The organism is Kitasatospora sp. NPDC041988 (assembly GCF_055588525.1).
Window position 1 is genome coordinate 62456 of the sequence record NZ_JBVJCO010000028.1, and the last position, 21953, is coordinate 84408.

General features: G+C 71.9%; 18 protein-coding genes and 1 pseudogene. 4 read left to right on the top strand and 15 right to left on the bottom strand.

Going from position 1 to position 21953, the window contains the following annotated elements:
- Positions 1-18: 18 nt before the first annotated feature.
- The 6 genes from ACZ6NC_RS26120 to ACZ6NC_RS26145 form a co-directional block, all read right to left on the bottom strand.
- The gene (locus ACZ6NC_RS26120) at positions 19-453 is read right to left on the bottom strand and encodes a MarR family winged helix-turn-helix transcriptional regulator (RefSeq protein WP_396324415.1); all 435 of its coding nucleotides are present in this window, start codon (positions 451-453) and stop codon (positions 19-21) included.
- Positions 454-541: 88 nt separating this feature from the next.
- Positions 542-2353 (bottom strand): hypothetical protein, encoded by a 1812-nt coding sequence (locus ACZ6NC_RS26125; RefSeq protein WP_465736194.1) that lies wholly within the window; start codon positions 2351-2353, stop codon positions 542-544.
- Positions 2354-2453: 100 nt separating this feature from the next.
- A complete protein-coding gene (locus tag ACZ6NC_RS26130) occupies positions 2454-3302 on the bottom strand; it encodes a nucleic acid/nucleotide deaminase domain-containing protein (protein WP_465736195.1) in 849 nt (282 codons plus the stop codon).
- A gap of 14 nt (positions 3303-3316) precedes the next feature.
- Positions 3317-3847: an SUKH-4 family immunity protein gene (locus ACZ6NC_RS26135; RefSeq protein ID WP_465550301.1), complete on the bottom strand. Its 531-nt coding sequence runs from the start codon at positions 3845-3847 to the stop codon at positions 3317-3319.
- Positions 3848-3898: 51 nt separating this feature from the next.
- The gene (locus tag ACZ6NC_RS26140) at positions 3899-4897 is read right to left on the bottom strand and encodes a nucleic acid/nucleotide deaminase domain-containing protein (protein WP_465736196.1); all 999 of its coding nucleotides are present in this window, start codon (positions 4895-4897) and stop codon (positions 3899-3901) included.
- A complete protein-coding gene (locus ACZ6NC_RS26145; protein WP_465736197.1) occupies positions 4894-5634 on the bottom strand; it encodes a WXG100 family type VII secretion target in 741 nt (246 codons plus the stop codon). The genes ACZ6NC_RS26140 and ACZ6NC_RS26145 overlap by 4 nt, the downstream gene beginning before the upstream one ends.
- A gap of 293 nt (positions 5635-5927) precedes the next feature.
- Here ACZ6NC_RS26145 and ACZ6NC_RS26150 point away from each other — a divergent pair, with 293 nt between their 5' ends.
- Positions 5928-6332, top strand: a complete 405-nt coding sequence (locus ACZ6NC_RS26150) for a VOC family protein (protein WP_465736198.1) — start codon at positions 5928-5930, stop codon at positions 6330-6332.
- A 385-nt stretch (positions 6333-6717) separates the two neighbouring features.
- A complete protein-coding gene (locus tag ACZ6NC_RS26155; protein ID WP_465736199.1) occupies positions 6718-7500 on the top strand; it encodes an MHYT domain-containing protein in 783 nt (260 codons plus the stop codon).
- An 89-nt stretch (positions 7501-7589) separates the two neighbouring features.
- Here the strand turns inward: ACZ6NC_RS26155 and ACZ6NC_RS26160 are convergent, their stop codons facing one another.
- From ACZ6NC_RS26160 to ACZ6NC_RS26175, 4 genes are all read right to left on the bottom strand, one after another.
- Positions 7590-9302, bottom strand: a complete 1713-nt coding sequence (locus tag ACZ6NC_RS26160; protein WP_465736200.1) for a hydrogenase maturation protein — start codon at positions 9300-9302, stop codon at positions 7590-7592.
- A gap of 262 nt (positions 9303-9564) precedes the next feature.
- The gene (locus tag ACZ6NC_RS26165; protein ID WP_465736201.1) at positions 9565-14079 is read right to left on the bottom strand and encodes a caspase, EACC1-associated type; all 4515 of its coding nucleotides are present in this window, start codon (positions 14077-14079) and stop codon (positions 9565-9567) included.
- A gap of 44 nt (positions 14080-14123) precedes the next feature.
- On the bottom strand, positions 14124-14606 hold the full coding sequence (locus ACZ6NC_RS26170; protein ID WP_465736202.1) for an effector-associated constant component EACC1: 483 nt from the start codon (positions 14604-14606) through the stop codon (positions 14124-14126).
- Between the two features lie 103 nt (positions 14607-14709).
- Complete coding sequence (locus ACZ6NC_RS26175) at positions 14710-15612, bottom strand: DUF4231 domain-containing protein (RefSeq protein ID WP_465736203.1); 903 nt, start codon at positions 15610-15612, stop codon at positions 14710-14712.
- A 152-nt stretch (positions 15613-15764) separates the two neighbouring features.
- Here ACZ6NC_RS26175 and ACZ6NC_RS26180 point away from each other — a divergent pair, with 152 nt between their 5' ends.
- Together ACZ6NC_RS26180 and ACZ6NC_RS26185 are read left to right on the top strand one after the other, a co-directional pair.
- Complete coding sequence (locus ACZ6NC_RS26180) at positions 15765-16214, top strand: VOC family protein (RefSeq protein ID WP_465736204.1); 450 nt, start codon at positions 15765-15767, stop codon at positions 16212-16214.
- A gap of 196 nt (positions 16215-16410) precedes the next feature.
- The gene (locus ACZ6NC_RS26185) at positions 16411-17427 is read left to right on the top strand and encodes a hypothetical protein (protein WP_465736205.1); all 1017 of its coding nucleotides are present in this window, start codon (positions 16411-16413) and stop codon (positions 17425-17427) included.
- 248 nt (positions 17428-17675) lie between these two features.
- Here ACZ6NC_RS26185 and ACZ6NC_RS26190 read toward each other — a convergent pair whose 3' ends face one another.
- The 5 genes and pseudogenes from ACZ6NC_RS26190 to ACZ6NC_RS26210 all read right to left on the bottom strand — a co-directional run bounded on the left by ACZ6NC_RS26190 (position 17676) and on the right by ACZ6NC_RS26210 (position 20730).
- A complete protein-coding gene (locus ACZ6NC_RS26190) occupies positions 17676-18083 on the bottom strand; it encodes a peptidoglycan-binding domain-containing protein (protein ID WP_465736206.1) in 408 nt (135 codons plus the stop codon).
- Positions 18084-18486: 403 nt separating this feature from the next.
- Entirely contained in the window at positions 18487-18906 is a 420-nt protein-coding gene (locus ACZ6NC_RS26195) for a PIN domain-containing protein (protein WP_465736207.1), read from the bottom strand.
- The gene (locus ACZ6NC_RS26200; RefSeq protein ID WP_465736208.1) at positions 18903-19103 is read right to left on the bottom strand and encodes a type II toxin-antitoxin system VapB family antitoxin; all 201 of its coding nucleotides are present in this window, start codon (positions 19101-19103) and stop codon (positions 18903-18905) included. Before ACZ6NC_RS26200 ends, ACZ6NC_RS26195 begins: the two co-directional genes overlap by 4 nt.
- A 133-nt stretch (positions 19104-19236) precedes the next feature.
- A pseudogene (locus tag ACZ6NC_RS26205) lies at positions 19237-19380 on the bottom strand (NCS2 family permease); the annotation flags it as partial.
- A 513-nt stretch (positions 19381-19893) separates the two neighbouring features.
- Complete coding sequence (locus tag ACZ6NC_RS26210) at positions 19894-20730, bottom strand: hypothetical protein (RefSeq protein WP_465736209.1); 837 nt, start codon at positions 20728-20730, stop codon at positions 19894-19896.
- Positions 20731-21953: the final 1223 nt, after the last annotated feature.

Here is a 21953-nt window from a genome sequence, read left to right on the forward strand (position 1 = left end):
ACCGGAAACAGGCGTGCCTCAGAGATGTGCGAGCTTGTACAGCACGGGCGCGGCCTCCCGGAGGACGGCCCACTCCTCCTCGTCGAGCCCTTCGGCGAGCTCGGCGAGCCAGGCGTTGCGCCGGCGACGGCTCTCCGCGAGGATCACCTCCGCCTGCTCGGTACTGCTGACGACCACCTGCCGGCGGTCCTCCGGGTGCGGCTCCCGCCGCACCAGGCCCTTCTCCTCCAGCATCGCGACGATCCTGGTCATGGAGGGCGGCTGGACGTGCTCCTTCCGGGCGAGCTCACCCGGCGTGGCCTTCCCGCAGCGTGCGAGGGTGCCCAGCACCCCCATCTCGGTAGGGCTGAGCGACTCCTCGACCCGCTGGTGACGCAGGCGACGGGAGAGGCGCATGGTGGACGACCGCAGCTGACTGACGGCTGCGAGGTCCTGCTCGGACATCTCGGGCATGTCCTTAGCCTACGTCATTACTCTCGCTAAGGAAAATTGCTTTCCGATCGCCCCGGCCCGGCGGCCCGCGCCCCGGTGCCCCGTGCGTTCAGTGCCGGGTGTCCACCGCGGCGAGGCCGTCCGGCATGCCCAGCACCAGCAGCGTCCCGGCCAGGGCCAGCGACCAGACCTCCGAGCCCGTCCGTAGGTCCAGCACCGTGCCGGCGCCGAGGTCGCGCACCCGGACCAGCCCGTCGGACCAGGCCGCGGCCACCACCGGGCCGGCCGCCGTCGCCCCGGCTGCCACCGCCGTCACCGGGCAGCCACGCCGGTCGGACGGCTCGGGCATCGGTGCCGAGCGCGGACCCCAGAGCCGAACGGCGCCGTCGAAACCGCCGCTCACCAGCAGCGGGATCTCCGGATCGGACAGCGGCCCGCCACCCAGCGCGGTACCGGCCAGCGCGGTGACCGGCCCGTGGTGCAGCCGCTCGCTCACCACCTTGCCGTCCGCGTACCAGTGCACGGCGCCGGCCTCGTCGCCGAACGCCGGCGCGGAGTCGGCCAGCCCGCCGATCGCCGCCACCGCGCTCAGGCCGCCGCCCGCGCCCGGGCCGTCGGCCGGCGTCGTGCCGCCGGCCACCGAGCGGACCGCGTCCAACGCCGCCATCAGCCCGTACGGCTCCAGCCCCGGCCGCGGTTCGGCCGGGACCACCAGCTCCGCCCGGCCCCAGGCGTCGAGCAGCACCACGGAACCGCCGGCCGTCGCCGCCAGCCCCCGCAACGGGCGCGGGGCCGGCACCACCACGGCGCCGACGCGGCGGCCGGTGGCGGCGTCGAAGGTCCGCACCGCGCCGGTCGGATCGGCCACCAGCACCTGCGACAGGTACGGCCCCGCCCCGGCGGTGATCGCGACGGCCGGGCCCGGCCAGTCCCGGTCGGCGCCCTCCCAGCGCGCCCAGCGTCCGGACCAGGGCGCGGGCAGCTGCGCGAGGGCGGATGCGGCGGCCGCGGCGGAGGCGTCCCCGCCGAGCAGCCTGGTCCGCAGCACGGCGGCCCGGGCGGCCGGGTCGGGCTCCTCGATCACGGCCGGACCGGCAGCGCGCCAGGCCCGGGCGAGCGCGTCGTCCCGACGCTCGACGGCCGCCGTCACCGGGACGGGGCGGGCCAGCGCGTAGAGCAGCGGGTCGGCGGCCAGCGGGCCCGGGTCGCCACCGGCCGCGGCCGCCGTCCAGAGCGCGGACAGCGCCTCCTCGCCGGCGGCACGCAGGTCGCCACCGGCCGGGATCTCCGGCGGCACCGGCGCCGACGGGGCGGCCGGTGTCCCGAGGGCCGGGCCGGGCAGCGGGTAGGCGGCCGGGTCGCCGCCCCGGGCCACCGCCCACTCCGCGAACCGCGCCCGGTCCGTCCACTGCGGATCGCCGAGGTCCAGCACCGCCGGCGCGGGCACCGCGGTGAACGCGCCGGCCGCCGCGCCCCCGGTCGTCGCCTCGACCACCAGCCGCACGCCGGGCAGCCGGAGCAGCGGGTCGAGCAGCCCGGTCACCAGGCCGGCCGGGTCCTCGGCCGCGTCCAGCTCGGGGACGCAGACCAGGGTCGGCCGGGCGTCCGCCGCGATCGCCTCGATCAGCGGGCCCGGGGCGTGCGCGACCAGGTCGAGCTGCCGTCCCAGCGACCAGACGGCCGTCCGGACGGTGGCCCCGGCGGCGGGCAGCACGGCGTGGATCCGCCGATCGCCCGGCACCGTCTCCGTGGTGCAGCCGCGGACCAGCCAGGCCAGCAGGTGCGACTTGCCGGCCCCGGGCGGCCCCGCCACCCGGCACAGCCGCGGCGCCCGCAAGTCGTCCAGCCAGCCGATCAGTGCCAACCCGGCCGGTCTGCGCCCTGCCTCCAGCGGCGGCATCCGCCGCCCGTCCCGCGCCATTCCCCTGCTTCCCTCTCCGCGTTCCCGCCGTGCTCCGGCCAGCCCCGCTGGGCCCGGCCGTGCCCGTACTCAGCCGTGCTCGCGCTCAGCCCTGCTCGGCTCAGCCCTGCCGCTCGGCCAGGCTGATCATCAACGCCTTGATCCCGCTCTCGCGGGACGTGGCCGTCCCCCCGTAGTCGAAGCTGTGCGTGAACTCCGCCTGCGGGAACTCCCGCGCCATCCAGCGCGCGCAGTAGTGCCCGGGCATCATGCACGGCTCCAGCTCGCAGTGGACCCGGACCACCTGCTCGGCCTCGACGCCGTCCGCCCGGAGGCGGTGCCACAGCACCTCCTCGGGGTGCAGCGGCCCGGGGCCGCCCACCTGCGTGACGATCCGCTTCTCGCCCCGCTCGTCGACCACCTCGAAGGCCGCCGACGAGTCGACGTTCAGTGGGCGCCGCAGGTCGTCCAGCACCCGCGGCCACCAGCCCTCGCGGTCGTCGAGCGCGGCGGGGTCGGCCGCCAGCAGCCCCTGGCGCAGCTCCTGGTAGGCGGCGATGGCCTCCTCCGGCCGGTCGGACGCGGCGACCGCCGGCAGGTGCCGGTCCAGCAGCAGCAGCCCGGCCGCGAACTCCGCCACGCCGGAGCTCACCGGCAGGTCGACCGGCTCGGCACCCACCAGCACGGCCCGCACCGACCGGTCCGGCGCGAAGTACAGCTCGGCCCCGCCGTCCGTGCCGATCCGCAGCTGCGCCGCCACCGGCCCCGCGTCCAGCCCGGCCGCGGCCGCGTACTCGCCCACCGACAGCGGGTCGGCCTCCTCGGCCGCCCGGAAGTACGGCCCCACCTGGAGCGGAAGCCCCGGGTGCCGCAGCGGCCCCTCGGGCGCGATCGGCAGGCTGCGCAGCCCGCGCGGCCCGAAGTGCGCCAGCAGCGCCGCCGTCAGCTCGTCGTCCTTGTCCGCGCTCACGTCCGAACCGGCCCTCACAGCATGGGGTAGGAGTCGAGGAACGCCGTCCAGAACTCACTCTTGAACGGCAGCGAGTCCCAGCGCTCCATTCCCTCGCGGACGATCTCCTCCACGTCGGCCCAGTCGTTGGGGTCCGGGCGCTCGTCCGGCCCCGGCCGCTCCACCTCGAACTTGTAAACGAGGTAGGCCAACGAGGAGACGTCCCCGTGGATCAGCTCGTACTCGATCTCGGAATCCGGGTCGGAGACCCAGATCGTCCCGTCGCCGAGGTGCACGAAGACGACCGCCTGGTAGAGCCTGCCCAGCGGCTGCAGCTTCCCGTGCGGGGTGTCGACCGGCTCGGGCCCGGGCCAGTTCTCGAAGGCGATGTCCCGGCTCGCCGGGTCCCGGTCCGCCAGCTCCTCCAGAATGCGGAAGAGCCCCTTGGAGTTCGGGATCCCGATCTCCGTCACGAAGCGCGCGCCGTCGCCGCCCGGCCAGATCCGCGCCGCGGCCTCGGGCCGGAACCTCAGCAGATCACCCGGCGTGGCCCGTTCAACGACCACGGGCCAGTCAATCCCTACCAGCACCAGTCATCCATCCTGTCGTCCCGCCCGTCACAGGCCAGTGTGTTTGAGCTTCTGCTTCTTCGCCACGTGCTTCGCGTCGGAGGCCGCCTTGTCCTGCTGCCCCTGCGCGTCGAAGTCCTTCGTGCCCATCGTGCCATCATGCTTGCCCGTGGAGTGGTCCTCCTCGAGCTGGTCCAGATAGGCCTTGTGACCCCAGTCGCGGTCCTTCGTGGGGACCTTGTTGTCGTAGTCGACGCCGTGGGTGACCTTCAGGTCGGGATTCTCCGACTCGAAGTGCCGGGCCAGCCAGCGCTCGCAGTTCGGGCCGGCCTGGCAGGGCGCCCGTTCGGTGTAGAGCTCGCTGACGTTGCCTTCCTTGCCGCCCAGCAGCGGTTTGCCGATCGACCGTTCCGAGTGGCTGCGGACGTAGTCGCTCCGGCCGACCAGGATGAACTCGCCGTGCTCGTCCCGGTACCTGAGCGAGGCGTAGTTCTTGCCGCCGTAGTTGCCCTCGGCGCGCCGGGCCTCCTCCACGGCCCGGGACAGCTCCGTCGGTTCGGTGATCTTCTGGCTGACGACCTTCTCGTCCTGCTTGGGGTTGCCGTCGTCGTCCTTGTCCGACTTCTTGTACTTCTTCGCGTGGTACGTGGAGCTCAGGTCCTTCGGCTCCGCGTCCTTGACCTTGCCCGAGTCCCCGTCCAGCAGGGTCTTGAGGGACTTGTCGGTCCCGTCCGGGTCGACGAGCTTGCCGTCCTTGATCTCCTGGACCCGGCCGTCGTCGTGGATGAAGTACTTCCGGGGCGGCGGCTTCGCGTCTCCGCCGGAGCTGGTGCCCGCCTTCGGCGGCGGTGCGGCCTTGTCCTTGCCCTTGTCGGCGAAGCCGTGGGCGTTGTGCGAGTCGTTGTCCTTGTGGTGCTTGGCGGTCTTGGCCAGGTTGTCGCCGGCCTGCTTGTACATCTTCTTGACGGCTTTGCCGGTGTCCTCGGCCAGGGCCTTGCCGAGCTTCTGGGCACTTTTCTGCAGTGCCTTGACGACCGGGTCGGTCATTCGAAGCTCACCCCTGCCACTCGGGCGCCGAAGACCTGCGCGTGCTGGGCGACCTTCTCCGCCTGGTCGTGCAGGGCCCGGGCGTGCGTCTCCACGACCGCGGGGTCGATCTTGAATCCGCTGCCGGCCGAACCGCCGCCGCCGTTCAGGGCCGCTTCCGCCGCCTCGAACACCAACCCGGCCACCGCCCCCGAGACGATCTCCACCAATGGGGTGACCGCCGCTTCGATCACCTCGCCGATGATGTGTTCCTCCAGCTGGTGCGCCAGATAGGACATCAGCTTGCGCGCGGCCTGCTGGATCGCGATCGCCCCCGCCTCCGCCAGCCCGAGGGTCGCCACGGCTGCGGCCTGGGCGGCGACGAAGGAGGCGGCGAGCACGATGAGCTCGGCGAGCGCCTCCATCTTCATGGCGATGATCACGTCCGCGGCGGTGTCCAGCGCCTTCGCCACCACGTGGGCCGCCTGGACGACCTCGTTGAAGTGCTTGTCGGACATCAGCGCCCATTTGGCGATCAGCGCCTCGTACGACTCGCCCTCGTACGCGCCGCCGAGCTGATGGACCGTCGCGGTCGAGTCCGCGTGCAGGTCTTCGAGTCCTTTCGCGAACTCCTTGACGTGCTCGCCGAATTCGCGGACCTTGTCCTCGTTGACCGAGGGCCAGCGAATGCCGATGAAGTCAAGGAGCGTCACCACCTCGCTGGGCAGCTCGATCGCCATCAGGATCCCCCCACTCACACCAATCCGTCGATAGATCGAAATTTTATCCAATGAACCATCAGGCACCTCCCCCCGGAACGTGCCGATTCTGTACCGATCTGTACCGAGCCGGACGCCCTCGCTCCGCTCCGGCAGCCCACCCCCGACCCCCGGGAACGGGCCCCACCCGAGTCCGGCCCGCTGGCCGTGCCCTCCGTGGCTCCCGGTGCGATGCTGGTTCTGGGGCCTGACCCACGCGGCCCCCGGCGCCACGCCACCCCACGACAGAAGGGCCGACCAGCACCACCCCTCAGTGAAAGGGCCGACCAGAAATGACCGACGTCGCCGCCGAGCAGGCCGAGCAGAACGACACCGGCTTCGCCCGCCTCGCCATGGTCACCATCGACTGCGCCGACCCGGTCGCGCTGGCCGCCTTCTACGGCGAGCTGCTCGGGTGGGAGACCCGGCACGTGGACGAGCACTTCGCCATCCTGGACAACCCGGAGGGCGGCAGCCCGCTCGGCTTCGGGCGGGTGACCGGGTACCGGCCGGAGCCGTGGACCGAACCGGACGGCGGCAAGCACTTCCACCTGGACTTCTACGTCGACGACCTGGAAGAGGCCACCGCCCGGGCACTCGCGCTCGGCGCCACCGAGCCCCACTACCAGCACGGCCGCACCCTCAAGGTGCTGATCGACCCGGCCGGCCACCCGTTCGGCCTAGCCCCCCTGGAGTGACGGCCGGGGCGCCCGCACGACTCCCGAACCGGCCCCCGGACAGGCTCCCGAACCGGCCCCGGACCGGCGGAGCGGCCTCCAGGGGAAGCCGCGTGCTGTATGCGCAGGCGGCGTCAGGGCTTGGTGCCGAGATCTTGCCGATCACGTGAAGAGCGGCCCTGACCTGCACTTTCACCAAAAGCGCGAACATTGTGCGACTCGCCGGTAATGGTTACTGTCGCCCGTTGTCAGGGGCACCACACGCCAGGCTTCCCCCGGGCAGGACCGCGACACCCGCGCGTACCGCGCACCCGGCCTCGCCACCCATGCCGGGCCGTCCCACGGCCGACGCGTCCGCCCGTTCCTGGCGTCAGTCCTCCCCCCAAACCCGTCAGGGAGCTTCCTCGTGGGAGAGATCCATCATGCCGACCACGGCTGGGTGACGCCGGCGGTCTCGTACTTCGTCGCCTGCCTGGGCGCCTTCGTCGCCCTGCGCAGCACCCGCTGGGCACTCGTCTCCACCGGCCGCACCCGCGTCTACTGGCTGCTCTTCGCATCGACCTCGCTCGGCGCGGGCATCTGGTCGATGCACTTCATCGCGATGCTCGGCTTCTCCGTCAGCGGAATCGAGATCAGCTACCGACCGGGGCTCACCGTGCTCAGTCTGCTCGTCGCGATCTTCTTCGTCGGCCTCGGCATGTTCGCCGTCGGCTACAGCCGCCACCGCGTCGCCGCGCTGCTCGCGAGCGGGCTGACCACCGGGCTCGGTGTCGCGGCCATGCACTACCTCGGCATGGCCGCCATGGTCCTGCCCGGCCACGTCGGCTACGACCGCACCACGGTGTGGCTCTCGGTCGGCATCGCGGTGTTCGCCGCGACGGCCGCGCTCTGGGCCGCGCTGAACATCCGGGGCACCCTCGCGGTACTGGCCGCGGCCCCCGTGATGGGCGTCGCCGTGTGCGCGATGCACTACACCGGGATGGCCGCCGTCTCCGTCCAGTTGGACGCCTCGCAGAGCACGGCGGGCGGGGTGATGGCGCTCCAGTTCATCTTCCCGCTGGTGGTCGGGCTGGGCTGCTACATCTTCTTCGGCTCGCTGGCCTTCGCCGTCTCGCCGAGCCGCAGCGTCGTCAACGCGCAGCCGATCCTGGTCGGCCGGGCGGCGCCGCTCGCCCCGCGCGGGCGCTGAGTCGCCCCCGCTCGGGCGCTGAGCGCGCGCAAAGCCCTGGGGCCCGGTCTTCCGACCGGGCCCCAGGGCTTTGCCGCACTCGGACCGTCCTACTCCGGCTTGCCGAGCAGCCCGGTCAGGTGCTCCGGCGTCGCGACCGGGCAGACCTTGTGCACGAAGTTCCGCCGCAGCTCGTGGTACGGCTCGCCGTCCCGGTAGAAGTTGCGGTGCATCCGGCGCAGCTCCTCCGCCCGGTACTCGGCGAGCGGCTTGGCCTCCTCGTCGTCGGCCCGGCGGCGCTTCTTCTCCACCAGCCGGCCGGTCAGCTCCGGCGAGCCGGCCAGCCGGGCCGCCTCCCGGGCCACCCAGCGGCGGAAGTCCGCCGCGCTGCCGCCCGCCGTCCGGTCCACCAGGCCCAGCCGCTCCGCGTGCGCCGAGCCGACCGGCAGCGCCTCCGTGGTCAGCCGCTCGGCCTGCTCGGCGCCGACCCGGCGGGGCAGCGTGTACGTCCAGTACTCGGAGCCGTAGAGGCCCATCAGGCGGTAGTGCGGGTTGAGCACCGCCGACTCGCGGCACCAGACCTCGTCGGCGGCGATCGCCAGCATCAGCCCGCCGGCGGCCGCGTTCCCGGCCAGGGCGGAGACGGTGACCTTGTCGGTGGTGGTGAGGACCGCCTCCACCAGGTCGTCCATCGCGTTGATGTTCTCCCAGGACTCCAGCGCAGGGAACGACGCGCCCTCGATCACGTTGAGGTGGATGCCGTTGGAGAAGAAGTCCCGGGCCGCGCCGAGCACCAGCACGGAGGTCGGCCGGTCCGCGGCCTCCCGGTAGGCGGCCAGCAGGCGGCGGCACTGCTCGGTGCTCATCGCCCCGCCGGCGAAGGCGAATTCGAGGAAGCCGACCTCGTCCTGCTCGTGGTACCGGATCTCCGCCCAGGTGTCCCGCCCGGCCGCCGAGGCGGGGGTGACGGGCACCTCGCGGACCCGGTGGAGGTGGCCGGCGAGCACCGTCGCGGCGGGCTGCTTGAAGGTGGCCGGCCCGCCGGGCGTGCGGCGCGGGCGCAGCTGCGGGATCCAGACCGCGCCGTCCACGGTGGCCCGGCAGATCGCGCCGTCCCGGGTGGCGATCACCGCGCCGGGCTCACGGCCGCGCAGCTCGTCCTCGGGGTGTCCGCCGTGCAGGAAGTACTCGCGCCCGTACAGCTCGTCCAGCACGCCCGGCTGCGAGTCTGCGGCGCGCAGCTTGCGCAGCACGGTGGCGGTGGAGTCGGCGGACCAGTCGATCCGGCGGGCGTCCTGCTTGAGGAAGGGCCGCAGCTCGCCGCGGACGTCGGGGCGGTCGTAGTCCAGCGGTTCGGGGGTGAACAGCCCGCCCTGGTACCGGCTGACGGCCAGCAGCACCGCCTCGACGGCGGCGTCCGCGACCTCGTTGCGGTACAGCTCGCTCTTGCCGCCGGCCGGGACGGCGAAGTCGACGGAGGCCCAGATGTCCCCGGCGTCCATCTCCTCGACGGCCTGGAGGACGGTCACGCCCCAGCGTTCGGCGCCCTCGGTGATCGCCCAGTCGAGCGAGGAGGGGCCGCGGTCGCCCTTGGGGCCGGGGTGCACGATCAGGACGGTGCGCTGCGACCAGATGTCCTCGGGGACGGCCTTGGTGAGCATCGGGCAGAGGATCAGCTCGGGGTCGGTCCGCTTCACCGCCGCCCGCATCTGCTCGTCGCCGAGCGCCAGTTGGACGGCCACCTGGTGCCCGCGGTCGCGGAGTTCGGTGTGGACGCGCTGGGTCAGGCTGTTGAACGCGCTGGCGATCAGGAGAATGCGCAAGGGGGGCCTCCGAGCAGTGACTGACGTCGTGCGCGGAGGCGATGAAACCAGGGCATGGACACGTAACGATTACGGTTCGGGCTTCCGCGCCCGACCCTCACCCACCTCGCACACCCGTCCCCCAAGCAGTGCGCAGGCTTCGCCCGATCTCCCCACGACCTCCCGATTTCTCCCGTGACACGGCCGGGGGCGCGGACGCTGCGGCCCCCTCAGCGGGGGAACGCCCGCCGGGCGCACTCCCGGTCCGGGGCGACGCACCTGGTCAGCAGAGCTTCGGCTGCGAGACACCCGGGGCGTGCTTCTTCCACAGCTCGTCGGGGAGCTGCCCGCTCAGCCGGTGACAGGCCAGCCCGATGAGGTCGGCCGCCACCGCGGGGAGGTCACCGAGCTCCCAGACCTGCAGCGTCCGGTCCGACACACCCACCAGCAACCGGCCGTCCGGGCTGAAACCGACCTCCCCGCCCGTCGACATGCTCAGCCGCGCCAGCAGGAAGGCCTGGTCGGGAGCCTCGACGTCCCAGACGGCGATCGCGCCGGCGGAGCTCGCCCCCGCCACCAGCTTGCCCCCGGGGTGGTACGCCACCGCGTGGCTGTCCCTGATGTCGGCCAGCTGCGCGGCCTCCCTGGGCCTGTCGGGGTCGGCGAGGTTCCACAGGACGACGCCCGCGCCGCCCTTGGTCACGGCCAGCGTTCGGCTGTCCGGGCTGAAAGCACCCTGGCCGACCCCGTAGGGATGTCCGTCGTCCTGCACCGCCTTCCATCCGCCGTCCGGCGTCCGGCGGAACACGGCCGACATGGGCTTGGTGAAGTTCCCACCGGTGTCGAGCGGGACGAGCAGCAGCCGGCCGTCCGGGCTGATCCGGACCGGGGCGGTCGCGCTGGCTCCCTCCAGGCGGTACGCGGCCACCGGCCGGCCGCGGTCCCTGACGTCCCACACCACCGAGGTGCCGGACGCGAACGAGTTCGCGGCCCCGGACGTGATCAGCGTCGTCCCGTCCGGGGTGAAGCCGACCGAGGCGTTGCCCCGCGTACCGGGCAGGGTGACGGCGAGGCGCGGGCTGGCGCGGTCGGTGACGTCCCAGAGGATGGTCTCGTCCACCGCGCCGCTCGCCAGCACGGTGCCATCGGGGCTGAACGCCACGGTGTCGACCATCCGGGTGTGGCCGGTGAGCGCGGCTGCCGCCCGCGGGTGCTGCGGGTCGGAGAGGTCCCACAGCTCGACGGTCTCAACGGCGGTGCCGACGGCGGCGAACCGCCCGTCCGGGGTGAACGCGATCCCGTGCCCGGACGCCCCGAGGTCCGCCCGGCCGAGGAGGGTGGGCTCGGTGTGCTTGCCGACGTCCCAGGCGGTCAGGCGGTTCTGGCCGTCCAGTGTCGTGAGGGTCCGGCCGTCGGGGCTGTAGGCCAGGGCTTCGATATCCCTCTCCCGGTTGGTGACGGTGGCCACCACCCGGGGATGCGCCGGGTCCGTCACATCGGACTCGACGACGGTCCCCACGCCGTCCCCGCTCGCCAGCCGCCGGCCGTCGGGGCTGAACCGCAGCGCCGAGACGTCGTCCGTGTGATCGGCCACGGTGGAGAGCGCCCGCGGGTCGGCCGGGTCGGCCATGTCCCACAGCCGCACACGAATCCCGGAACGGGTCACCAGCAGGCGGCCGTCCGCGCTGAACACCAGCCCGGCGGACCAGCCGTCGATCCGCTTCAGCCGCCTCGGCCGGGTGGGGTCGGAGATGTCCCAGACGGTCATGCCGGAGTGCTTGACGACCGAGTCCGGATCGGGCACGTCGCTGCTGAACTTGATCATGCCGTCGCCGATCACCAGCGTGCGGCCGTCCGGGCTCAGCGAGACGGTGTCGCAGTCGTAGAGGTCCGACATCCGGGTCACCCTGACCGGCTTCGTACGGTCGTGCAGGTCCCAGAGCGTCAGCGTGCCGCACTCCGTGTCCTTCACACTCCCGACGACGGCCATCATCGTGCCGTCCCGGCTGAACGAAACACTGTCCGCCCCCTCGGTCAGCCCGGGGTCCAGCACCGCGCTCCTGACCGGACGGGCCGGATCGGCGAGGCCCCAGAGCGTCACCGTCCTCAACCGGGCGGGGTCGCGGCCGGTCTCCAGCACCGCCAGGGTCCGGTCGTCGGGGCTGAAGCCGAACCCGGTGACCCGCTCCCGGTCCACCGGCAGCTCCGCCAGACGGCGCCGGTGCAGGGGATCGGCGACGTCCCACAGGACGACGGCGGTGCGGGTCACGCCCACCAGCAGCCGGCTGTCGTGGCTGAACGCCGATTCGTCGACGAAGTCGACCGGGTCGGCGGGCGACTCCACACGGGCACCCAGGAAGCGCGACTGCGCGAGCGTCGTGGCCAGGCCGGCCCGGGTGTGCGGGGCTGAGTCCAGCCGTACGGCGGCAAGCCCCATCGCGATCGCGTTCTCCGGCTGGACGTCCCGCAAGTCACGGGCGTCGGAGACCAGCACCCGGGCCGTGGCGGCCTGACGCTGCTCCTGCGCCGTCAGCTGCTGCTGCCGGGCCAGGTAGGCGGCCGCCAGCGCCAGGCACAACGCCGCCGCGATCACGGCGAGCAGGCGCCGCAGCACCCGGAGCCGACGGAGCTCACGTGCCTGCACCGCCTGCTCGGCGGCCTGGCTGACCCGCAGGAACCGCTCGTCCACCGTCCGCAGCAGCCGCGCCGCCCGTTCGTCGGTCGCCCACTCGGCCGCCGCCGCCAGACGGGTACCGACGTAGAGGTAGGCCGAGTCACGGCCGGAGCGGTCCCAGGCATCGACGGCGGACGCCAACTGCTGACGCTTCACCAGGTCGGCTCTGTCCGCCTCGATCCAGCCCTTCAACCGCGGCCACGCGCGCAGCAGGGCCTCGTGCGCGAGCTGGGCGCTGCCGCGGCCGACGGTGACCAGCCGGGCCGCCGCCAGCCGGTCCAGGAGCAGGGCCAGCAGCTCCCGCTGCTCGCGCGACCTGCCCTCCCGCAGCACGCGAAGCCGGACCTGCCGGCGTACCGCCCCCTCCCTGCCGTCCGGCAGCTGGATCATGCTCAGCATCAGGTCGCGCAGAAGTGCCCGGCCTTCCTCGTCCAGCTCGTCGTGGATCGCCTCGGCCGTGTGGGTGAGCGAGTCCCAGATGCCGCCGGTCGCGGCGTACCCGGCGAGGGTGAGGGTGCGATCGGACCGCCGTACCCAGGTCTGACGCAGTGCGTGCGCGAGGAACGGAAGGGCCGAGCCGAGGGCCGGTCCGCCGCCCCTTCCCGCGTCGCGCAGCAGCAGGTCCGTGAGGCCTGGCTCCAGCGCCAGGCCGGTCTGCGCGGCCGGGCCCTCGATCGCGGCCCGAAGACCGTCCTCACCCATCTGCGGAACGATCACCTGGCGTCGGTGCAGCGCCCGGACCAGCTGCGGATGGTCCAGGCAGCTGTCGTACCGGTCGGCGCGCAGCGCGATCACCACCCGCACCCCGGCGGCGGCCGCCTCGCACAGGGCGGCGACGAAGCGGCCCCGCTCCTGCTCATCCGGACAACGGCTGAAGACCTCCTCGAACTGGTCGACCAGGAGGACGGGGCAGCCCGCGGGCACCACGCCGGCAGCCAGCTCCTCCTCGACGTCGGCCACCGGCCGGCCCAGGGCCTGCGCCCAGCGGGCAGCCAGCGCACGCAGCGGGCGCGGGCCCGGCGCCTCCAGCAACAGGGCGGGCCAGGGCACTGCGGGATCCGCACCGTAGCGGCGCTCCAGCGCCGGGAGCAGGCCGGCACGCAGAATCGAGGACTTGCCCGCACCGGACGCGCCGACCAGCATGACCGGCAGACCCGGCGATTCCTCGGCGGCGCCGTCCACGACGGCCCGCCCCTCCGCGGCACCGTCGACCGGCGGGGCCTGCCCGGCCGGACGGAGCACCTCGGCCAGAAGCTGCCCGACCAGCTCCTCCCTTCCGAAGAAGTAGTCGTACTCCTCCGGCCGGAACGCCTCCATACCCGGGTACGGGCAGATCGCCCCGTCGTTCCGGACCGGCTCCTGGTCGCGGTCAGGCTGCGGGGGAAGGGGGTAGCCGAGGTTCCGTGCCAGCACGAGTTCGCCCGCGCGGTCCGAACTCTGCCGGTGCGGGCGGACGTCGGTGTTCGCGAACTGCTGGTCGAGCCGGGCGTAGACGTCCTCCAGCGTCAGCCAGGCGGGCGCGCCGGGGTGCCCCTCGCCCAGCAGCCGCAACAGCTCGCCGCTGAACCGGGTGTGCCGCTCGCCCTCGGGTGCGTACGAGCGGTCGAACCCCGAGGCCGAGGTCAGGAGGAAACTACCGCGCGGGCGTGCCGAGACGAACGGGTCCCGGCGCAGGCCCCCGCCCACGTCCGCGAGGCCGGAGAAGCAGCAGTCCAGGATGACGGCCGTGGGCTGGAGGCAGCCGCTCAGCGGGTCCCGGACGGACTGGAAGGGCACCGCGTAGGCAACCCGGCCCGCCCCGGTGCTCGCGCTGGTCGCCACGTAGAGCTCGTCGCCGGCGCTGAGCAGTCCGTGCCCGACGAAGTAGAACAGCACCGGGCCGCGCGCCTCGGCGACGGCCTCCTCGACCGCTGCGACCACGACGCCGTCGTTCGGCGGGTCGACCAGCAGGGTGATCTGGTCCGGCGCCATGCCGCACACCTCGTGCAGGACGGCGGCGATGTCGCGTGCGGTGGTGGCGGCGCTCGGGAGGTCGGGCAGCCTCGGCAGGGCGGCGGCCCCGTCCGGCACGACGGCCGCTGCGTGCCGGGCGGTGCCGACGACAACGGCCCGAGCTCCGGGCACGGCGAAGCCCTCGGAGCGGCGGGGCGCAGGGGGTGCCACGGCCGTCAGCCCCGCACGGGCGGCAGGCCGCGGGGGGCCGGCGGCGGCCCGGACGGCGGCCCAGCGGTCGGCGGCCCAGCGGACAGCGGCGGTTCGGCCGAGGGCGGTTCGGCCGAGGGCGGCCCCGGTTCGATGACGTCCGCGATCCGCCGGGTCAGCTCGGCGAGCTGCTCCGGGGTCATCGGGCGCACCCGGTCCGAGGCCACGGTCACCTGACCGCCGTCCGGCCTGGTGACCGTCACCGAGACGCTCTGGCCGCTGCGGCGGTTCTGCACCCAGGCCACCACCGCGGTCGCGAAGACGGCGGCGACACCGCCGGGGGCGAGCACCGCGAGGAACAGCTCACCTGCGCCGCCCATCGTTCCGGGCGGTGGTACGGCAGTGTCGTCCCGCCTTACGACGCCGCGCAGTTCGGGCTGCCGGTCGAGCCACCTCCGCAGCCCGCCCGAGGCGTCCTCCCCCGCGCCCGACCGCACCGAGATCGACACCCTTGGATCCGACGTCACATCACATTCCGTTTCCGCGAAAGAGTCGAGCCCACCCCCGGCCTCGACATCCCGACCTTCTCGCCGCAGGGCACCAACGGCCCCCTCAGCGGGGGAAGGCCCGCCGGGCGCGCCAGGTGGTGTGCTCGCGGGAGACCGCGTCCTCCGCCTCGGCGGCCAGCCGGGCCCAGCGGGGCTCGGCGTCCGGGGCCTTCAGGTCGAGGTCGGAGAGCTGGTTGCCGACGTTCTCCAACTCGCGCGCGGCCAGCTGGTACGCCGCCGCCAGCGGGCGCAGCTGCTTCAGCTGGGTCCAGGCGATCACCGCGGCGGCCGCCGCCGAACTGGCGCCGAAGACGTGGACGGGCAGCGCCCCGACCGCCTGCGCGATCGCCGCCGCCGCACCGATGATGATCAGCGCCGCCACCCCCAGCCCCCAGGAGACCGCCTGCGACTCGCACGCCTCGGCCCGCGAGCGGTACCAGGTGCGCTGGCCCTCGACCCGGGTGCGCAGGTAGAGCGTGCGGCGGGCGACCAGGCTGGCGGAGCGGACACGGCGCATCTCGGGGGTGATCTCCGGGATGGTGCCGGGCGGCACGATCTCCGGGTCCTCGAAGGCGCGCAGCACGTCCTCCAGCTGGAGCAGGTAACCGCGGTCCACCTCCGCCGATTCCGCCGCACCGTCGAACGGCCGGGCCCGCATCGAGTACTTCCAGGCGAGCGTCTTCACCGACTCGGCCGCCGCCCGGGCCTCGTACCAGCGGCCCTGCGGGTTGCTGCGGCGCAGCCGGGACCAGAAGTAGCCGGCGACCAGGAACGCCACGACGGAGAAGAGCGGCGTGATGTCGCTGTCCCCCCGGTGCTCCGGGCCCGGCAGCGATCCCACCACCGCGGCGATCACCAGCATCGCGATCAGCCCGCGGTACCAGCGCAGCGTCTGCCGCTGCCCGTCCACCGACGCCCGGTCGGCCGTCCAGAACAGCTCCGGCAGCAGCCGCGCCTCATCGCCCACGGGCGGATCTTCCTGCACCATCGGTCGAGCCCCCTCCCCGTCTCCCGTCCAGGCAGTATGCCCACCACCAACTGGCCTACACAGTCCCCTTTTTGACGCCTTCCGTTCGCCGGTGATTGCCCGCGCACCGGGTAACCGATATAAACGGTTACATGCCCATACACTGGAAGATCGTCATCGACTGCGCCGACCCGCACCGCCAGGCCGCCTTCTGGGCCGCCGCCCTGGAGTACCGGGTCGAGGACCACAGCGCCCTGATCGAGCGTCTGCTGTCGGCCGGCGCGATCACCCCCGACCTCCTCACCGAGGTCGACGGCCACCCCGCCTTCCGCGCCCTGGCTGCCGTCCGCCACCCCGACGAGCCCTTCGACCCCGTCAGCGACACCGGCCTCGGCCACCGTCTCCTCTTCCAGCAGGTCCCCGAGCCCAAGACGGTCAAGAACCGCCTCCACCTCGACCTCCACCCCGGCCCCGCCCACCGCGACGCCACCGTGGAGAGGCTGACCACCCTCGGCGCCACCGCCCTGCGCCACGTCAAGGAGCCCGGCGGCGAACACGTGGTCATGGCCGACCCCGAGGGCAACGAATTCTGCGTGGAGTAGCGGGCACCTCGCACCCCGGGGCGAGGAGCCGGCCGGACCGCCCCCCGCCCCGGGGCGCCGTCGATCGCCGCACCCGCCTCCTCGGCCCCCTCCTCCATGGGCCCCCGACCGGCAATGTGGCCCTTCCGGACCCCAACCCTGCCCTGTCTCGGATAAGTTGACCGACCGAGGTGCCGGCGCCCAGACAGGAGGGCCGATGGCCGCGAGGCATCAAGACACCCGCAGGACCCTGGTCAACTACGCGTTCTTCCTGGCCTGCCTGGTGGCCCTGTTCGCCGGGTTCCTGCTCATGAAGGCCGATCCCGGCCTGACCACCCGACAGATCCTCTCGAACCTGGGCCTCAGCCTGATCGGCAGCGTGCTGTTCGCCCTGATCTTCACCGCGTTCAGCACCCGCATCCAGGAGAAGAGCCTCCAGGAGTCGCTCAAGGAGAGCTTCGCGGAGCTGTCGGGCGAGCTGACGGCCACCGTCGCCCAGGGCAACAAGGACTACCTGCCGATCGCCCTCTATCCCGCCCTGAACCCCTCGGACGGCCGGTACGGGAACCGGTTCAACACCGACATGACCAGGAGCCTGGAGGCCACCGGCTTCTACGCCTTCCGCGGCCCGAGCGCCCGCTACGTGGCAGCGCGGCTCCGCGCCTCGAACCACTACCCCCAGCAGGTGAAGGTCGCCATGCTGAACCCGGGCGACTCCCGGGCCATCCAGCGGCGCGCCGCCGACAGGGTCCACTGGGACCGGTTCTCGGACCGGGAGCTCCAGCAGCTCGAAACCGAGCTGCGCCACGAGCTGATCGTCAGCATGGTGTCGCTCTTCGACTACCGCCGCTTCTGCCCGGTCGAGCTGCTGCACGTCGAGGACACGGCCGTCTACCGCTACGAGATGTTCGACGACTCCGTCTACATCTCCTGGTACCACGGCCCCCAGTCCCAGGCCAAGGAGATGCCGGAGTCACTGCGCTTCACCGCGAACTCCTTCCTCTACAAGACGCTCCGCCTCGAACTGACCCGCAGGTTCGAGATTTCGAGCAGCAAGGTGACCTTCACCCCGGACCAGGACGACGAGTTCCTGGCCCGCCACCTTGCGACCGTGCTCGGGCAGCCCGTCGACCAGTCCGACATCGACCGGTGGCGGCAGGACTACCAGCGGCTGATCGGGGACTTCCCGGACTACCTGGGCTCGGTGTACCGCGAGATCCGGGGCCTCCACTGAACCCGGGCACCCCGGCAGGAGCCCGGACGCCCCGCCCGGAGAACCGGAGAAACAGACCGGGCCCTCTCCCGGTCGAGGGAGAGGGCCCGGTGCAGAGTCCGCCCTGATCAGAGCAGGCCGAAGGCCGGCATCAGGTGATGGAAGGCGAAGTCGGCCGCGACCGCGTACGCCAGGGATGGATTCGCGATGTGCGCACACCGCGAATCCGTCGCCCTTTCGCCATTACCCGGCCTGGGCCGATCCGATGGTCAGCGCGGGATCAGGCTGGAGCAGTTCCCGGAGATCCAGGCCTTCCGGCCGGTGTTGTCCCCGGGGTTGACCAGCATGAAGTCCCACCACACCGCCGAGTAGAGCTTGTTCCCGGTGGCGGCGTCGACCACGCCGGTCTGCGGCAGCACGTTGCTGCCGAAGAGGGGGATGGCCTGGAACTTGGCCACGGCGTCGGCGGTGCTCTGGCCGTAGGTGCCGTTCACCGTGAGGCCGGAATTGATCTCAAGGTTCAGGGCCTGCTGGACGCAGGTGACCGACGGACCGGTGTCCCCCAGCTTGATCGTCGTGGGCGCGGTGGCAGCACCGGCCGAGCCGACGGTCAGACCGAGGGCGGCACCCGCACCGAGGGTGAGGGTGGCGGCACGAAGAGCCCAAGTCTTTCGCACGGGTTGAGCCTCCTGGGATTTCGAGAGTAGGTGCTTCAAGGCTGTGCATCGCGTCGGGCCCGACACAGCGATTCTGGGCCAGCCACCGGGCGGGAAGCCTCTTCACGGCGCCGGTTGTCCGCAAACTGACAGATCAGTCCGACCGGAGACATGACGCCCCTCCGATGTACCCGGACCAACCGAAGAGCCCTCCCCGCGCGACGTCGGTGAGGGCTCTTCGGAAGGCCGTACGGCATCAGAGCAGGCCGAAGGCCGGCATCAGCTAGTAGAAGGTGAAGTCGCCGGCCACGGCGTACATCGCGACCGGCACCTCGCGGCCGCGGCCGGCGGCGGCGCGCAGAAGGCGATGACGCCGAAGCCGATGCCGTTGGTGATCGAAGCCACCAGCGACTCGGGCCGGAACTCAGTCGGCCGCCCCAGCCGGTACAACCCAGCGGGTGGCCTGGCCCGTGATGGCCGCGATCATGTCGTAGTCGCCGTCGTAGTGCAGGACGGTGACACCATGGCGCTCGGCCGTGGCCGCAATAAGCATGTCGGCCATCGACAGGGCACGATGGTTGCCCCGGAACAGAGCCTGATGCTGGATGAACTTGGCTCGGTCCCAGACTTCGTCCGTGCAGGGCAGGTAGTCGAAGCCTCTGAGCAGGTGCCGCAGTCGGTCCGCCTCAGCAGCCGAGCGTGCGCTGTACAGGACCTCCATCTCGACTGCCGCACTGACCGCGAGCAGGGCCCGCTGCGAGAGGTCATCGAGAACCGGACGCACCGCGGGCCTGCCCCACCGCGCAAGGGCCGACTTGTCGATCAGGAAGCGCTCACGGCTCACGCAACAGCCTGCTCGCCGGACTCGCCGAGGAGGTCGAACTCCCCGGTGGCGATGGCGTCCGCGAGCTCTATCCGGCGGGCCAGTTTCACAGCCTCGAGCAGCGCGGCATTGACGGTCGCGACCTTGGTGGTCGTGCCGAAGAGTCGCTGCGCTTCCGCGAGAAGATCGTCATCGAGGTCGACAACGGTACGCGTCATGGCCGGTCCTCCCTGCTCACCTGCCGCCCATGATATCGCCGACGGCGAGAAATCGATATCGAACAGTTGCCACTCGAAGCCGAGGAGCCCTCCCCGCGCGGCGCGGGGAGGGCTCCTCAGTGGCCGTACGGCATCAGAGCAGGCCGAAGGCCGGCATCAGGTAGTAGAAGGCGAAGACCGCAGGTACCGCGTACATCGCGACCGGCACCTCGCGGCCGCGGCCGGCGGCGGCGCGCAGGATACAGAAGGCGATGAAGGCGATGCCGTTGGTGATCGAAGCCACCATTGTCTTGGGTAGTAGGTCGGCATGGCTGCTTCCTCTCCGCGCCGCTTCGGTGGACGCACAGAGCTGGACCGCGACCCTGACCAGCTGGTTTGGATCCTGTACGCCCGCGAGTCGGAGGACTCCGAGGGCGCCGGCGAGCAGGTCGCGAACCAGCTGGAGGACCTTCGCGCCGAGGTAGCGAGATACGCCTCCCCGACGGCACCTTCGCCTACCGGGTGATCCGCTCCAAGTGGGATTCGATCACCGCCAAGCTTCGACGGGCGGAAGCTAGCGCCCTCGCCCTGTCGAACATCGACCCCGGCATGCGCGACCGATGCGGGCGTACAGGAGCTTGCCGAGGTCTTCCTCGTCCCGGGAGTCCGGTAGTACCGGAAGCTGGTGAGCAGGTAGGCGATCAAGGCAGGGACGAGGTAAGGGTGTTCCATGAGGGTGCTCCGGTTGTGCCTGCCGGGGGCGGTCAGGGTCGTGTCCGACGACCATGGAGTGGCGATTGACTCGACGTGACTACGCCGGAACCGGGGGAAGGCCTGTAAGGGCACGCTTGGCCTGATCCCGCGCGCGGAATCCGAGGCTGATGAGGGTGATGCTCTCCCCGGCACCAAGGGGCGTCCGACCGTGCGGCGTGAGTGCCCCGTCGAAGACGACACCGCTGCCCACCCCGAGGTCGCATTCGAGGTATCCGTCGGCACCGATGAAGACGGTGGAACTGGCCTTGCCCGCTTCGGTGGGGCGGGTGTGCTGGAGGCAGATGATCAAATTGGCCTCGCCGAACCCTGCCTCGTCCACATGGAAGTCGAGGAACTGCCCTTCCGTGTAGCCGATGTAGACGCCAGTGTGCGGCTGCTCGACGGCCAGGCCAGTGAACCGTGCCACGAGTGCGGCAAGGTCGACCTGGGCGACGAAGCGGCTCACGGCCTCGCCGACGGCCGCGTTCCGCTTACCGTTGTGCTGGTACCCGTCGGCGAAGAGAGCCTTCTCGGCTTCCGCCGCCACGGCGGCGATCTCCTCGGTGGGGAACGGTTGGTCCCACAAGTGCCCGGGCTGCACCCGCTGGTGCACGGCGAGGCTCTGCACCGCGTCCCGGATGGCGGGAAACCCGTCGTACCACCGGGTCGGGTCACCGACGAAGGTGCGGGCCTGGAACCACGCCGTCCATCCGCGGCTCCACTCGCCCGGTGCCACGACGGCCGGCGCTGATGCGGCGGCGTTGCCGATCAGCACGTCGACCCGGTCGAGTGCGGCTTGCGTGGATTCGACCAGCTCGGTGTTCCCCTTGGCGATCCGCAGCCGCAGGGCCTCTTGCAGGTGCGCGCGGGCGCCGGTGAGGTCACCGCGCTCCATGAGGTGCTTGCCGAAGTGCTGGAGCGCGAAGTCAAGGCGTGCTTCGCTCGCGGCGCTGGCCCGCCGCTCGCCTCCGCTCCTGTCTGCGCCCCGCGACGGCGGCGGCCGGCCGCGCCAGGGCGGACGGACGACGTAAGGACAAACCCGCCGGGGCCGGGGGCGGGCGCCGACGCGATCTTTACCCACCTCCCTGGCCCGGGACCCGCGTCGAGCAGAACGGGGGGCCACTCGGCCAAATTGCGGTCAGGCCCAAAGAGCCCTGACCGAGTCGCGACAGCTTACGGCCCCCCGATCATGCTCGACCCCAAACCAGACAGGACACCGGCCAAAGATCGCGCCAACGCCCGCGCGGGCACGATCTTCGCGGCGCAAACAAGCCGCCGCCGTGGCCGGTACGGGTGCGTTCTAGCCAACCTGAGAGTTGCAGAGAGTTATGCCGCCATGTCTTTTTGGCTAGCTGAAAATACATGGTGACCTGCGGCCTTTCGAGACGATCTCCTTTCTCTGGCTCGCGACTTTCGATAACAGGGCGTGACAGAGTCGTGAGGGTCGGAATATGTGGACATGCCGTGACGAAAACCGACGGCTGCTGGCTTCCGATTACCGACGTCAGGTGGATTGCAGGCTGACTAGCTGCGCTGAGCCGCTGTTACCGTCGGCTACTGATAGCGATGCCCGCCAGGGCGCTGAGGCGGGAACCGAGTGCGCCGCTGGCGGGCAGAAGGCACCTCTCATTTGGAGGCACTGCAATGAGTCTCACCCCTGCCCGGCCCCCTGTGTCAACTAAGGTCCCCCAGATCTGGCCAGCGGCCGTGGTCGTCATCGTGGTCGTGCTTAGGGCGCCGGCCGACATCCTTCCGGCCGCCCTTTCAGCGACAGCCGCGATCGTTGCTCTCCTTCTTGGCGAGCGATGGCGCCCGGCAGCAACGGCTGCCAACGAGGCTGGCGAACAGAAGCGGATCTATGTGGCACCCAGCGGAGTGATCAGCCAGTAGTCACTGCCGGGCTACCACGGAACGGCAGGAATCAGAGACGGCCCCGGACCGTGGATAGGGTCCGGGGCCGTCTCTGGGCCGTAGAAGGTCAATCAGGGCCAACCAACGTTGACAACTGGTGACGGTAAACGGGCTGGTCAGCGGGTCGGGCGGATGCCCAGCCGCTGACCAGCCCGGTGGTTGATCAGAACTTGTTCTTGTGACTAGCTGATTGGCGCGGGGAGTCGC